Source organism: Bradyrhizobium algeriense, from assembly GCF_003062295.1.
Lineage (GTDB): Bacteria > Pseudomonadota > Alphaproteobacteria > Rhizobiales > Xanthobacteraceae > Bradyrhizobium > Bradyrhizobium algeriense.
Map to the genome: position 1 here is coordinate 40,969 of NZ_PYCN01000025.1, position 14,942 is coordinate 55,910.

Genomic DNA, 14,942 nt, shown 5'->3' on the forward strand with positions numbered 1-14,942 from the left:
GGGCCGCAGGCCCGCCTTTACAGAGCTTGCTGATCGGCCAAACTCGGGCCGCCGGATAAGACGGCTGATCGACATTTTGGTCATCGCGTTGATCCCGGAAAGCGCGAGCCGAACTGAATGGCGAACTGGCCCATGGCGGCAGTCCACTCGACGCCTCGCCGCTACCTCAATCCGGCGTTCTTGATGGCGAGATAAAGCAGCTTCAACGCCGCGTCGTCGTTTGGAAAGCTGCCGCGGGTCTTGATGATCTTGCGCAAGCTGCGGTGCAGCGCCTCGACCGCGTTGGTGGTGTAGATCATCTTGCGGACGCCAGGAGCAAACGCGAAGAACGGCACGACCTGTTCCCAGGCGCGGCGCCAGGCCTGGCCGATCGCCGGATAGCGCTTGCCCCATTCGTCCTCGAACTCCTCGAGCCGGACCAGCGCCATGTCGGCATTCTCGGCCCGGTAGATGGCCTTGATGGCAGGCAGGATCGCCTTGCGATCCTTCCAGGCGACAAACGCCAGGCTGTTGCGGATCAGGTGCACGATGCAGGTCTGCACCACCGTCTGCGGATAGACCGAGGCGATCGCCTCGGGAAAGCCCTTGAGCCCATCGACCACCGCAATCAGGATATCGTTGACGCCACGCGTCTTCAGGTCGTTGATGACCTTGAGCCAGAATTTGGCGCCTTCGGTCTGCTCGATCCACAGGCCCAGATGCCAACGATTTGCCTGCGGTCTGCTTTCTCCTCGGCCTTCCCCGGTCGGGGACGACGCTGCTGTCGCATTTGCTCCAGCAGCACCCAGACATTGTGGCGCCGCCTGAGCCCTGGTTGATGCTGGCACTTGAGGCATTTGGCACGGTGGATCACCGTCACCCAGCGGGGGCATCACTGATTCAGGACGCAACATCCGATTTTTCGGGCCGAATCGATCGTACTATCGTCAGTCGCGCTTTTGCTGATGCGGCTTACGGCCAATATTTGGCAGCAGCGGGCAAGCGTACTTTCGTAGACAAGACGCCGCGTTATTGGATGGTCCTCGATTTTTTGGATTCTCTCTATCCAGAAGCGCCACACATCCTTCTATTGCGTAATCCCTACGCTGTTGCCGCTTCACTGAAATCGACATGGGGCATCCCGCTCGTGCCAGAAAGCTGGCCGCCCGCCAGCCTATCTGATCTCTCCAATCTAATGCTCATTCTGCCTCCCGACATCGCATCTTCTCTCGCCGATCTCGTTCTGGGCCTACCTGCGCTCGCCGCGCACCGCAGTCGGCGGCAGACGCAAGTGGTGCGGTACGAACTTTTGGTGGCGGGCCCCGACGAGGAAATCCGGCGCGTGATCGCTGGCCTCGGCTACGATCCAACGGGCATTACATCGGCGACGATGGAGCAGCCGGAATATCTTCGGTCCAGTCGCTTCGGGGATCGAAAAATCCTCGAGAGAAAGGCAGTCGATGATCGCTCAGTCTACACTTGGCAAACCGAACTGAGCATTCAAGAGATGCAAGCAATAACGGATGCAATCGGCGCCGAGCTTTTGATTGAGCTCGGTTATGAGCAGGAACTTCGGTCGTTCAGCAAGCTGGGATCGTGGACAGAGGTCGGGCCGTAACCGAACAATATCGTCAGGTATTTCAAACCTGGTGGGATTTGCAACGCGCCCAGCGAGGACCTCGTGCGGCATCTGGCGGAAACGGTGCGCCAAACAGTATTGTCTGGCAAGCTGAAGAGAACTCCTCCTCGGCTTTCGACCCCTCCATGGTTCGGAACGGCAACACCTAGCCGAGCTCAACATGGAGGAAAATTTGCGCTTGGCGAATTCGATAGCGGCTAAGTTCGAACAGGCGCTCACGCTGTCCGAGGCCGATCGAGCCGCTGGATGCGGCCATCGAGACGTTGCGGGCGGCAAACGTATGGCTTTATCCGAGGGCAAGATCAGCGGGCGGAAGGCATTCAGCTACGAGCGGTTTGGAGCAGCGCGTTCCCCTTGCGGGCGATCCGCGAACTGATTGAGGCAGCGCTGAAGGACCTGTCGCGAGACTTCCGGAGGCTTTACGCCGGGAAGCCGCTGGTCGATCCCGCCCGAGCGGCTCTTTGCGGGCTCTGCTGCTGGAAGCGTTCTGTTCTACACGGTGCGATCTGAGCGGCAGTTGATCGAGCAGCTCGACAACAATCTTTTGTTCAGCTAATTTGTCGGACTGTCGATCGATGGTTCGGTATGGGATGCCACCGTGTTCTACATGATCGGCTGCTCGATCGCGATAGTGCGACGACGTTCTTTGTCGCAGTTTCTGAACGTTACGAAAAACGACATCCGACAGGACGAACGGCGATGCTGCGCAATGCGAAGCGCGCGCCGATATGATCGACGAGGGTGCGGGTTGCAAGTTTCATAAAGCCAGGAGATGTTCGGAGGATTCATCAATCAAGATCAAACGACTCGGATCGTTTAAATCGAACTCAATAACGCGTGGCGCGAAGAGGCGGGCATAGCGGGTGAAGGCGCTAGTCGGCGGAAAGCGAATCACAGTATCGCATCGCCCGAGGAGATACATCTCGATGAGGGCGGAGATCCCGCCGTCGACTCCCAGTGCTGCACCATGTAATGGCCCGGCCTGATCCGCCTGGAAGCGTTTTGGGATCGTGAAAAGATCGGGAAACACACCCGACAGCTTGTCAAGTACCTGCGCGCTGTCCGTACACAACAATACCCTCACAGGTCCTGGATGTGGTAACGCTTTGGCCGTATCAATGGCAGTGCATACCTGCCGCAAGGCGAGCTCCGCATCGGCCCAGTAGGGCGTGTGCCCCATTATATCTTCGCCGTTGCCGTGCCGAACATGAACCCCGATTATATTGCGCCCTTCAAAGTGCTCTTGATATAGGGCGTCAATCCGAGCTTGAATTTCGGGCCTTGGTTTGATGCTCCGGAATATTTGTCGTTCGGCATCCTGATCGCAACGCCACATCAAACAAGCATCACACACCACGGTGTTGGCTTCACTATCTTGTTCGGCTTGGAAAAGCTCACTCAGCTCATCACGTTCTCGGAAAATCTGTTCATCTGGGCGATAAACGCAGTCGATCGATGGCTTATTCCACCATGACGGGAAGAAAGGACCCGGGAATGAGAGCTGGTTGATCTCGTCATCGCAGATGACCCGTACGCCCGCGATGTCTTGAATTGGCTCGAAGAACACCGGAAAGGCGTTCGTGAAGGGTTGATTGAGATAACAGGAGCCACGCCAATCAATGGCTAGAGTCCGCCCCGTCCGCTGCGCATAGCGCCAGGCTGACGCCAGGGACCACAGGCAATCACCGAAACCAGTACGTCGTCGAGAAACAATGAACCGGCCGTTCATCGAGCCGCCAACAAACATTTGTGTTTCCTCGTTAAGGGAATACCGCCTGGATAAGGACGCTACGGAAACTCTACGTATGGCCTCGCCCGATGCTGTCGTCAGCGATCGTGATGTTAGCCAACTTGGCTGGTAGAATCATATGCCGCTACCATGGAGGAGCCGCGCGAAAATGTTGCCATCGACATGCTTGATTTCAGTCGTATCCGCCTTGTTGCAACAGCTCCTCGAAGCCCTTTCTGGCATGTACCATGTCGAATAGAATTTCTGCTGCTGGGGCGCTTGCCGTCCTGAGCTGCCGCTATGGCGCAGCGCCCAAGACTACAAGCATGAGCCCAGCTACCGGGTATGCCGCCTTCAGGGGCCCAGCTGCCCCCGCATTTGGAGACATGCACACGGCCATATTCGTGGTGCTGTTATGCTTTCTCCAGCATTTGATCGCAGTCTTGATGCGCGCGAGCAGCATGTGAAGGATGCAGCCGAAGGCGACGGAGCTCCCATAAGCCCCGCAGTTCCTTCACGACAGCTTCACGCCTAGCCCGATCGAAAGTAATTGTATCCAGGAGATCCCTGAGCACGGCTTCGCCCTCGATCTGCATCAGTAGATCGAACGCATCCTGTGAAATACGCACACTGTCACCGCTGGAGTGCGCCGTACGGATTTCGCACACCGTCTCCTGGCGATCTCGCGCTGTGTAAGCGCGAACCCGATAGAGGCGCGCATAAGGCGGCAATGAAACCGCAAGCGCAGTCCAATCCTCCAACGTTGCCGCCCTCTTCTTGACGAGGAACGGCCCGACCACAAGTCCATCCAGCTCTGTCGTCAGAAATGTGGTAATCGCGTCTGCAACCGAATCCACGATCGGCTCGGCATTGTTGTTAAAGGACGTATTGAGCAGAACTGGGATGCCAGTCCGCTTCTTGAACGAATTAATAACCTCCCAGTAGGCTGGATTTGTCTTGCGCGATACTGTTTGCAGTCGCGCAGTGCCGTCGACGTGCGTTATGGCGCCGAGCGCGCTTCGCTTGGAGTCGCGCACGCGAACTACAAAATTCATGAAGGGAAATTCGTGCGTACCGTCGGGGAGGTCGAAAAATTCGCTCGCATCCTCGTCCAGCACTGATGGCGCGAACGGTCGATAGCCTTCGCGCTTTTTGACCATCGCGTTGATCCGGTCCTTGTTTGCGGCAGGCCGAGGATCGGCAAGAATGCTGCGATTGCCAAGCGCACGTGGCCCGAACTCCGAACGACCCTGCACCCAGCCGATCACGGCGCCGTTAGCCATCCAGTCGGCTGCGCTACCTGCCACGTCGTCACTGCGTTCGACGTCAAGGTGTCCACCCCATGCATCCAGTTCCTGCTGCACGGCGCTCTCGCTCCCGAGATCAGGACCCCAATAGACCTCCTGCAGCCGCTCACGTGGCGCGGGCCGGCCCAGCTCGTTAGACATCATTAATGCAGCGCCTAATGCGCAGCCAGCGTCATGCGCCGCGGGTTGCACGAAGATGTGTTCGAAAAGCCCCGAATACAGCAGCTTACCGTTCATGGTGCAGTTGTGGGCTATCCCGCCAGCCAGGCACAACCGCTTCATACCGGTAGCCTCGCGATGATGCCGGAGAATGTGAAACACGATCCGCTCCAAGGCTTCCTGCAATGAAGCACTCACATCTCGATGCTGCTGCGTGAATGGCATTCCCTTTCTTCGGACCTGGATGCTCCGGCGCAGCGTCGGACCGATTCGGTCGAGGTAGACGCGGTAGCCACCGTTGTCTAACAGTTCGTAGAACTGCTCGAAGACCTCGCGATGGGGAGCCGGATCCCCGTAGGGGGCAAGCCCCATGACTTTGTATTCATCGAATAAGCCGTAGCCGAGATACCGGATCGTCTCGAGATAAAATAGCCCTAGGGAATTATTCTCCGGGAAGGTCGCGAGTTGGGTAACCTCGGTTCCAGACCCCACAGCTAAGAGGCCGGAGAGAAAATCACCACCGCCATCGATCGCGAGGATTAGACTTTGCTCGAAGCCAGACATCGCAAAGGCGCTTACGGCGTGCGCCTGATGGTGACTTACGAAAGAGACACGCGACGGATCGACCTCGGTACCAAACTCCTGCGCTAGTAAGCCACGCATCAACAGTTTGGCATCCAAAGGAATGGAGAGGTCCGGCTGAGACCCGAACAGGCCTTCGAGCATAGCATTGCAATAGGCCTCGGTCGCGTAGAACGCGATACGATCGATATCGCTGAGCTGGATCCCTGCGGCTGCAAGGCAGTATTGTATCGAACGGCTTGGGAATTTGTTGGAGTGCTTAATCCGATTGAGGCGCTCCTCTTCAACGGCCGCTATCACGCGTCCGTCCCGGACGAGCACCGCAGCGCCATCGTGCAGAAATGTGTTCGAAAGCTCACGTGTATCTTCATAGACTTTGTCTAGTCCACCGCTCACTCCTAGACAGAACATCTCATTCTCCATTTATCGTGACACGAAGCCCAATTGACTGCCGAATTCGCGGTACTGCATCGTGTCTCTCCATCGCTTCTGCGGAATGTCGGGTTAACGCATCAGGCGCCGGCGAAACAGCGCGATCGAGAGGAAGAACGGCAGCACCGCGTACATGCACAGTGCACCGATATGCAGGCCGATGCCGCCGGCCGGGAGCCCAAGCATCACTGGGCGGATGAGGTCGACCGAATGTGCCAGCGGCAATAAGCCTGCCACGCGCTGAAATGCGCTGGGCATCTGGCTCACCGGAAAGACTGCGCCGCACAGGAACACCATGGGTGTGACGACGAGCGTCTGGTAAAACACGAAATAATCGTAGCTGGGCGCAAGGGATACGACGACCATCGCTAGGCTCGCGAAGACGAAGCCAGTGATTGCGATTGCTGGTATCGAATAGAGGATGGATGCCCACGCAGCGTAGCCCAGGGTCGCGGCAACCACTGCAATTGCCGTTCCGGCCAGAACGGCTTTGGTGGCTGCCCAAGCCAATTCACCGAGAACGATGTCGCCGAGCGTGAGCTGTGTGCACAGGATTGCTTCCCAAGTGCGCTGAGCACGCATGCGGGCGAACGCCGCATACATTGTTTCGAAGGTGGCGGCGGTCATGGCGCTAGTCGCGACCATCCCACCAGCCAGAAACGCGATGTATGAAGTGCCATCAATGAGTCCCACAATTATTCCAAGGCCAAAGCCGAGGCCAAACAGATTAGTCATGGGATCGGCGAGATTCCCGAGAACCGATGCAAGCGCGACTTTCCTCCACGCCAGAAAGTTGCGACGCCATACAGCGACCCAGTTGTACGCGTTGGCGGGCATGACGGCAGCGTAACCTTCACGCATCGTTCATCTCTCCATTTCCCGCCCGGTCAGCCGCAAAAAGACATCCTCGAGATTCGCAGGACGCTGCAGAAGGCGTAGACCTGCGCGCCCGCGCAGCTGCACGAGTACCTGCTCTGGATCTGGCGCATAGCAAAAAAGCGTCTCGCCGCTCACTTCGATATGCCGCGCATACGGCCTGATCAGAGAAGATAGCTCGTGCGGATTGCCGCCATAGATCTCGATCACTTGGCAACCGATCTGCTCATCGATCAACGCGCGAGGCTCGCCTTCTGCGATCTTGCGTCCTGCCTCAAGCACGCACAGCCGATCGCACAACCGCTCGGCCTCTTCCATGAAGTGGGTGGTCAAGAGAATCGTCTTGCCGCGCGCCAGCAGCAATCGCAGGCGTTCCCAGATTAGGTGGCGCGCGTGCGGATCTAGACCGGTGGTCGGCTCGTCCATCACCAGCAGATGTGGGTCGTTGATCAGCGCACGCGCCAGCGTCAGCCGCCGCTTCATGCCGCCGGATAGTTCGGCGACGCGAGCATCCGCCTTGCTCTCCAGGCGAGCGAACTCGAGCAGTTCTGGCACAACTGCTTCGACCTCGCGTGCGCTCATGTTGAAGTAGCGCCCAAATACCAGCAGGTTCTCGCGGACGGTGAATTCCAGTTCGAGATTGTCGAACTGCGGCACCACGCCGATGCGCGCGCGTGCCAGGCGGGCACGCGCCGGTACGGGCTCGCCGAGCACGGTCATCTTGCCGGTGTCCGGCGCTACCATGCCGAGAACCATACGCGCAATCGTGCTTTTTCCCGCCCCGTTTGGTCCGAGGAGGCCAAAGCACTCTCCCGACGCGACAGCAAAGGACAGCCCATCGACGACGATTTTGTCGCCATACGACTTCCTTACGCAGGTAAGGTCGATTGCTACGGTGGACATATGTTCATCTTAGACTGAAAGAAGGCGTTCGGCCGGCGATCGCTCACTTAGGACCGTTTTGGTCCACAGCAGGCCATCGCACCATATGTGTTCAACGCGTCCCCACTGGCAGGCTGCTGCGGCATCCGGAAAAAACCCACGTCCATGGTGGTTGGCACTCGTATTGCAAAGCAGCGGAATGCCCGTGAGTTCTTCATATTCGACGAGGAGCTCCGCGATTTTGTGCGGAGAGGTTCTGGGAACGGTCTGCAATCGCGCAGATCCGTCGAGATGTATAATAGCGGGGACTTTGTTCCACCATTCTGCCCGTGTCTGGTGATCGAAAAGCATGTAAGGATCCGGCGTCCCGGGGCTGAAAATTTCCGGCGCACGATCCTCCAGGCAAATCGGCGCGACTGGCCGAAAGAGTTCGCGGAGCTTAATGTCGTTGAGATGATCCTTCATTGCCGGCGAAGTCGCGGCTGCCAGAATGCTTCTGCCACCCAATGCTCGTGGTCCAAGCTCCGCGCGACCGGCGAGGAAAATTACGGGCTTGTTGCTCGCGAGGATGGTCGCAAGTTCACGCATACTACATGGCACAGCGTTCCATTCGGACGACACATCGCTGCGTATCAGGGCCGGGCCACTGTAGACCGACCATTGCAGCGGCACGAAGCCCTTGTCCGCCGCCATGGCGGAGCAAGCGGCACCGATTGCCGAGCCGCTGTCATTCGGAAAGGGCGGCACCCACACATCATCGAACAGGCCGGTCGCACGTAGTGCACTGTTCCATTTGATATTGAGACCGCAGCCACCGGCTATGCACAAATTGCGTGGTCCCGGAGAACACGAATGCCGCTCCAAAGCAATGGCCATTTGGCGTATAAGGAGACGCTCGAGGAAACAATGAAACGATGCAAGTACATCTTCGGGCAGCTTGTCCTTCAATCGGAGCGCGCTCGCGTCGAAGAAGTCGTGCATAGCCTCAAGTGAGGCCTCCTCGCTATTGACCTCCGCACGGTGACGACGAGCATGCTCCATGTCGGCCGCAAAGCGCTCCTCGTAGAGCTCCTGAAACACCGCCACGATGTCTTCATTAACAGACCCGAGCGCGATATAGGCCATCAGCTTGCCGGCAACACCTAGATCCCAGCTGGTACGGCTCGCCTGCCTATAAGGTCCGAAGTGATGGCCCGCGACAGCGTAAGCATGGCCTATGATCGGAAACAGGCATTCGATGAACCGCGCGCCGCGGGGTTCTACGTAGTAGAGACGTGGAAAGATGCAGCCGTCCCATACCAGGCAGAAGGCGGGTTGTCCGGCTTTGGCAAAAGGGCTCGTGCAGTAGGCGGAGGCCACATGGCCTGTGACGTGCGGATAGCTTTTATAAGGAAAGACCCTGCCGTCGAGCATCAGGTTAAAGCCGTCGCGCGAAGTGAGAAGGCCGCGGACATTCCGTTCAACATACGGCGCCCCTTTGAGAGTGATAGGTGTCACCCCGCTGAGGACCTGGAATTGCGACTCGACCTCCCCGTCCCAGCCGTCGATGACGAACTGATCAACATCCTGCGGATCCAGACCATGCTCCGCCAAAGCGACAACAACTGCGTCAAGATTGTCGATGGTTTGATACCGCGGATTGTTGCCCCGTTTCTCCTGCTCGACGCAAAAGACCAGCCGTCCATCCTCCACAAGAGCGATCGCCCCGTCATGCGTCAGCTTGATGCCGCAGATGCGCATAGTATCTCCATCTCAAGGTCGGCAATTGGATTTAATCGAAACTCGAACCGGATTCCGAAAGTAGACGAGCAAGCAGTCTTCGTTAGCCGACTCACCCTGGCACTGTACGCACTCGACCTCGATCAACGTTTCATTGAGCATGGTAATGACCGCCTCGGCACCAGCAGGGTGCCCCCAACGAGTGCAGGCGGCATCACGCGCCGATCCAAAGACCAGATGCCCACCTGGCGCAAGCATCTGCACCAGATTGCGGATGGCCGCGCGGATCTCAGTTATGTCTTCGAGGTAATAGAGAACTTCCGCCACGACGATCAGATCGAACAGCTCTGGGGTCGAGAACTGTTGAATGTCGGAAGCTATCCACGTGATGTGCGACCACCTCTTCGTCCGTTGGCACGCTCGACCGATCGCTCGCGGCATAACATCGACCACTGTGAGCCGTTTGCAGTGGGGTGCCAGCTTTTCTGTGAATGCGCCGGCTGCGCACCCGACTTCGAGAGCATGTGTAATAACCCCTTGTGAAAGCGACAGCCGGAGCATTTGCGTGTGACGCTCCCGCTCGAACGGATTGCCGTCGAGCCGCCACGGATCGTCGGTCGCCAATTCGAGATCTAACGATTGATATTTCATTTTCCGGCTCACGATTTGTGCACCCACGTAACGTTCAAAGTCACTCGCCGCTGCAGATACTGTTCGACGTTACGAACCTCGAAGAACGGCGCGAATGATCCGTCGGGCGAATTGACCCAGCAATGACCGAACCTCCTTTAGCGTCGGCGGCTCTTGGTCCAACGATCGGGTTTGGGATGACGACCTGTCTTTCACTCTCGTTTGGTAATTTTGCAGACTCGCGTGACAGCCAATCGCTGTTGCTCAATGTACACAATGCATAGGCTTTCACGGGCAGTAAGAGAAAGATGTTGATGAGTGTGTGCAGAGAAAAGCCGAGAAATCGAAGTTCGCGAGCACGAAATGCTGCGACGCTGCAGCGAACCACGGTCATTGATGCGATAATCAGTCCTGTCCACCACGGTACTGTGGATGTGAGTGCGAGCTGCGCGAGCGCCGCTATCGATGACAGGGCGAGAAGTAGCGGGCCGAGATTCTGTCCGACTACATCTAGCGTGAGATAGCGATCGAGTTCGGGCAACAGGCGCAGCGCAAGGAAGGTGTCACGGAAAGTGCTCCGCGCCCAACGCAGTTGTTGGCGCAAATATGGCCCCAGCCTATCCGGAACCACTGTTGCCGCGACGGCGTCGGGAACGTACTCCGTTTGAAAACCTGCTTTCAACATGAGGATCGTGAGGTGGCGATCCTCACCGAAGTCGCTTGGCTTTCCCCGAAAAAACTGCGTCTCGTACTGATCTAGCAGCAAAAGGAGCGCGGAACGGCGGTACATGGCACATGGGCCGCAGCAGCACATAACGGCGCCGAAGCGGGCCTGTGCCGCGCGCTCCTCGTTGCAAGCCAACCAGTACTCCATGTCGATCAGCCGGGTTAACCAGGTGTCGTTTCGGTTGCTCGCCGTCAACTGACCCATGGCCGCCCCGATCGCTGGATCTTGCATCTTTCGTGCAAGTTTCGTGACTACATCGGCGGCGAGTATCGTGTCCGAATCGACGTTGAGCACCAAATCTCCAGCCGACCCGCGTATCGCGGCGATCTGCGCCTTCCGTTTTCCGACGTTCTTGCCCAGCAGAATAAAGCTGAACCTCGGGTCGTCAGCGTAGGCGTCGTGAACGGGTGCTACAGCGTCGAGATTTCCGGAACCGTCGTCAACTACATAGACCTGCAGTTTCCCGGCATAGTCTTGGCTTGCAATGGATCTCAGACACGCCGATAGCGTGCGCGGGTCCTCGTTGAAGCAGGGGACGATGACATCCACGCTCGGCAAAGCGCCGGAGACGGCCACGTCGTCCGAGGCCGATGATACGTTTGTCGGCAGAGCATAAAGCACCTGCGCGCTTCGATAGAAGGTCGAGAGCAGCGCATACAACGAGATAGCGACTGTGCTGGTCGTGGCAAGAAGATTCATTGGTGTGTCTATTTGTTCAGTGAGGTTGAGGAAGCGAGCGGATTGAGAACCCGCGGCCATGCAATGCTGGAATCAGGCGCGAAAGTGCCAAGACGGTCTGGTCGCGCACACGAGCATGAGTGGCCCGTCCCAACTCCTCGGGAGGACATCCATCGTGTAAGAGCACGATTGCACCCGGGCGGACAGAGGCCAGCACAGCGTCGACAATCGCGTTAACACCGGGACGAGACCAGTCTCGCGGATCTACCGACCAGTGCAGGGCGGCCAATCCAGCCCTCGCCGACGTAGTGAGCACCTCTTCGCTCCACATACCATAAGGTGCCCGCATATGCCGCAGAGCGGCCTGGGGGCAGGCCATTTTGATGACCCTGCTCGCGGTTAGTATTTCATACTGCACTTCCGTGAGTTTGCATCTGGACAGGTCCGGATGCGTCATCGTGTGGTTTGCGACCTCGTGCCCTTCTGCGATCATTCGTCGGATTAGTTTCGGCTGGTCCGCCGCGTACGCGCCGATGACGAAGAACGTTGCGGGCACTCGGTGTTCCGCGAGCACATCCAGGACATCCGGCGTGCAGAGTGGATCGGGACCGTCGTCAAACGTCAGATAGACGCCGCGACTTTCCGTGCGGTCAGCGTACTCGCTGCGCGCTTCGCATAAGCGGTCGAGGTATGTCACAGCTCTGGCCCGTTCCGATCAATCACCGTACCAGTCGGCCACTCGCTGATCGGCCGTCCAATCGGCAGAACCAGGACAAGCACGTCCTCAACGCGCGTGGGCGATAACTTCAGATACACATCCGGAAGGGTGGACCGCACGCTAACCCCAGAGATAATGGTCGCCAGTCCGCGGCGGGCCAGCAACCTTGTAAGGTGTTCCTTCAGCGCATGCCGAACCGTACCGAAACCGAATGGAACGCCAAGCTTCTGCAGTACTGGATACATCACGCGCATTGAGTGGGTGATTCCGAGTCCTTCAAGATCCGGACGTACCCCGTACAATCCTAGCTCGGCCACTAGTAGATCGACGTCTCCGACCTTGATGAAGCGGCGTAGCGCGCCGATATGAGCCGCTACGCCGCGTGCGTCGTAGCCGATTGCACGGAGCTCAGGTCTCGCGCCGGCCCAACTTCGATGGCCTTCGAATGGTTTGGCATTGAATGCCCCGGTGGGACCATAGGTCTTTCGGAAGAAGTCGGAGAGTTCGATATGGTCGGCGAGGCGCATTTCATTTTCCCAGGCCACTCTCCACCGCACCGGAGAGCGCATGGAGATATCTGCCGTAGAGCTTGATACGACAATATTCATGATTGTCTCCCATGCACCGTCTGGCATTTGACGATGGACTTGGTGCACGCGAGCAGTTCACTATCGATGAATGGCTCCACCGGGGAATGGGAAACGCTGGTCTGGCATAGCTCGAGCCCGGCCACTCCGGGCCACTGAACATCCGCTATCAAGCAGGACGTGCTGAGAGGACGGCTGGATTTCAACAACTCATCTGCGCACTGGAAAGGGTCGGGATTGTCGCCTGTCAAACAGAGTACGCCTGTCAGCGCTTCACGGACCGATGCATCGTTATCCACGACGGAGATTACGTCGAGCGCATGTGCCATTCGCACCAGATCTAACTCCTGCATTTTCCGCACGATTTGACTGCTATGGACACGGGATACATTTGGCCGGGTCGCAAAGGCATTTGGCGCCTGCAATCGGCAGCTCCTGATTGGTTGCGACGTTAGAGCGAAGTGGAGGGCTGGATCAATTCTACAGAGGTAAACGCCCAATATAGAAATGCTTCGAGAAGCTATACGAACGTTTACCGGTAGTGAGCGCCGACGCGACCTGCGGCACGCCTGTCGCGTCAAGACACTGCGATGCAGTTTGTACAACCCGTTGACAAATCTGGCTCCAATGGGCATGCGCTTCGATCGGCGCTCGGGGTGCAGCTGAGACTTTTTTCGCGGAGCCAGGGCAAAGACTGGTAAGCATTCCTGATATGCCTGAATTTTTTGTTTGTCCCGACCGACGGCTTTGCTATCCGCCATTCGGCATAATTGGTAAAATCGATTGTTTTTATTGAACTCATCCAAAGGATGGATAACTCCACGCTATGCGCTTCAAAGGCCTTGATCTAAATCTTCTCGTCGCGCTCGATGCTCTGATGACCGAGCGTAATCTCACCGCGGCGGCACGCAGCATCAACCTGAGCCAGCCGGCCATGAGTGCGGCCGTCGCCCGGCTACGCGCCTATTTCCGCGATGAACTATTTACGATGAGGGGCCGGGAGCTTGTCCCAACACCGCGAGCGGAACGGCTCGCCGCGCCGATTCGCGAGACTCTGGTGCACATTCAGCTCTCCATTATTTCCCACGACACGTTCAACCCAGCCAAATCGGATCGCCGCTTCAGGATTCTCCTTTCCGATTTCATGACAGTCATTTTTTTTCGAAAGATCGTCGACCGTGTCGCGCGGGAAGCTCCCGCCATCCGGTTCGAATTTCTGCCATTTGTCGATGAGCCCGAAGAGCTTCTGCGGCGCGGCGAGGTCGACTTTCTTGTCATGCCGGAATTGTTCATGTCGAGCGCGCATCCTAAAGCGACACTGTTCGAGGAGACACTCGTGTGCGTAGGCTGCCGCACGAACAAGCAGCTGTCACGGCAGCTCTCGTTCGACAAATACATATCAATGGGACATGTTGCAGCGAAGTTCGGGCAGGCGCTGAGGCCCAATATTGAGGAATGGTTCTTGCTTGAGCACGGTCTTAAGAGGCGCATCGAGGTCGTTGTGCAGGGCTTTACCATGATCCCGCCGATGCTATCGGAGACTGAGCGTATAGCGACGATGCCCTCAAGGTTGGCCCAGCATTTTGCAAAGACAATGCCGCTGCTGATCGTCGAAACTCCACTTCCACTTCCCGCATTCACCGAGGCCATCCAATGGCCCGCCCTCCACAATACTGATCCGGCAAGCATTTGGATGCGGCGGATAATATTGCAGGAGGCATCCCGCATGGCTTCTCCGCGCGAGACCCCCAGAAATCGCAGGCGCTGCTAGGTTTTTACTCAAGGCGTCTTAACACCTGCTCTCGACATCAATCCAGATGCTTCAGGATGTGGTCGCTCGGGCCGATGTCGTTGTGCCGCAATGTCTCAGAGGCCCGCACTGCAAGAGGCACGTACGCCATATTCTACATGCAGAAGAACCCCTGCAACTCGATGTCAGCCGCAGCACGCCCGAATGGCGCACTTGATTTGCCGCTTGATCAAGTAGCGATTTGATCTTGCTTCTCGCGCCCGCCACCTGGCAGGCCCGCCGCAAGATGTTCTTGGAACTAGGCAGAGAGCGCAGCGGAATGGCTTTCCGCGATTGCGGCGGGTTGCATTTGGCACCGGTGTCGGCGACGCGGCTCAGATAATGCGAGAGATGCATTTTGTCGGATGAAATGAGTTCAGCTACACAAATGAAATTGCTTGAATCGCACACCGCGTCAGGTTGTAGGCTTACAAACGACGACCAACGCTAAGCCACGCGGGGGCGTCGATAGCGCATCTGCGGCGCTATTGGCGTAATGGTGCGCAACT

At 57.6% G+C, this 14,942-nt stretch carries 11 protein-coding genes and 1 pseudogene; 2 read left to right on the plus strand and 10 right to left on the minus strand.

The window, feature by feature from the left end:
* Positions 1–80 precede the first annotated feature (80 nt).
* Positions 81–698: pseudogene (locus tag C7G61_RS32330) on the minus strand (IS256 family transposase); the annotation flags it as partial.
* 11 nt (positions 699–709) lie between these two features.
* Here C7G61_RS32330 and noeE point away from each other — a divergent pair.
* Positions 710–1,597 (plus strand): nodulation protein NoeE, encoded by an 888-nt coding sequence (noeE, locus tag C7G61_RS32335; protein WP_476727211.1) that lies wholly within the window; start codon positions 710–712, stop codon positions 1,595–1,597.
* Positions 1,598–2,375: 778 nt separating this feature from the next.
* Here noeE and C7G61_RS32340 read toward each other — a convergent pair.
* The 9 genes from C7G61_RS32340 to C7G61_RS32380 form a co-directional block, all read right to left on the minus strand.
* The gene (locus tag C7G61_RS32340; RefSeq protein ID WP_274542298.1) at positions 2,376–3,365 is read right to left on the minus strand and encodes a nodulation protein NodZ; all 990 of its coding nucleotides are present in this window, start codon (positions 3,363–3,365) and stop codon (positions 2,376–2,378) included.
* Between the two features lie 395 nt (positions 3,366–3,760).
* Positions 3,761–5,806, minus strand: coding sequence for a carbamoyltransferase family protein (locus C7G61_RS32345; RefSeq protein ID WP_108521661.1), 2,046 nt, complete (start codon positions 5,804–5,806; stop codon positions 3,761–3,763).
* A 93-nt stretch (positions 5,807–5,899) separates the two neighbouring features.
* A complete protein-coding gene (locus C7G61_RS32350; protein ID WP_057853266.1) occupies positions 5,900–6,688 on the minus strand; it encodes an ABC transporter permease in 789 nt (262 codons plus the stop codon).
* 3 nt (positions 6,689–6,691) lie between these two features.
* Positions 6,692–7,606 carry a nodulation factor ABC transporter ATP-binding protein NodI gene (gene nodI / locus C7G61_RS32355; protein ID WP_108521574.1) on the minus strand — a complete coding sequence of 305 codons (915 nt, stop codon included), beginning with the start codon at positions 7,604–7,606 and terminating at the stop codon, positions 6,692–6,694.
* A 9-nt stretch (positions 7,607–7,615) separates the two neighbouring features.
* Positions 7,616–9,325, minus strand: coding sequence for a nodulation protein NodU (gene nodU, locus C7G61_RS32360; protein WP_108521576.1), 1,710 nt, complete (start codon positions 9,323–9,325; stop codon positions 7,616–7,618).
* Positions 9,326–9,337: 12 nt separating this feature from the next.
* On the minus strand, positions 9,338–9,955 hold the full coding sequence (nodS, locus tag C7G61_RS32365) for a nodulation methyltransferase NodS (RefSeq protein WP_108521578.1): 618 nt from the start codon (positions 9,953–9,955) through the stop codon (positions 9,338–9,340).
* A 40-nt stretch (positions 9,956–9,995) separates the two neighbouring features.
* Positions 9,996–11,360, minus strand: coding sequence for a chitooligosaccharide synthase NodC (gene nodC / locus C7G61_RS32370; RefSeq protein WP_108521580.1), 1,365 nt, complete (start codon positions 11,358–11,360; stop codon positions 9,996–9,998).
* A 16-nt stretch (positions 11,361–11,376) separates the two neighbouring features.
* Positions 11,377–12,036 carry a chitooligosaccharide deacetylase NodB gene (gene nodB, locus C7G61_RS32375; RefSeq protein WP_057853261.1) on the minus strand — a complete coding sequence of 220 codons (660 nt, stop codon included), beginning with the start codon at positions 12,034–12,036 and terminating at the stop codon, positions 11,377–11,379.
* Positions 12,033–12,665, minus strand: coding sequence for a NodA family N-acyltransferase (locus C7G61_RS32380; protein ID WP_108521582.1), 633 nt, complete (start codon positions 12,663–12,665; stop codon positions 12,033–12,035). Before C7G61_RS32380 ends, nodB begins: the two co-directional genes overlap by 4 nt.
* Before the next feature lie 805 nt (positions 12,666–13,470).
* On the opposite strand from C7G61_RS32380, the gene C7G61_RS32390 reads away from it, so the two are divergent.
* Positions 13,471–14,415, plus strand: a complete 945-nt coding sequence (locus C7G61_RS32390; RefSeq protein ID WP_108521586.1) for a LysR family transcriptional regulator — start codon at positions 13,471–13,473, stop codon at positions 14,413–14,415.
* Positions 14,416–14,942 lie beyond the last annotated feature (527 nt).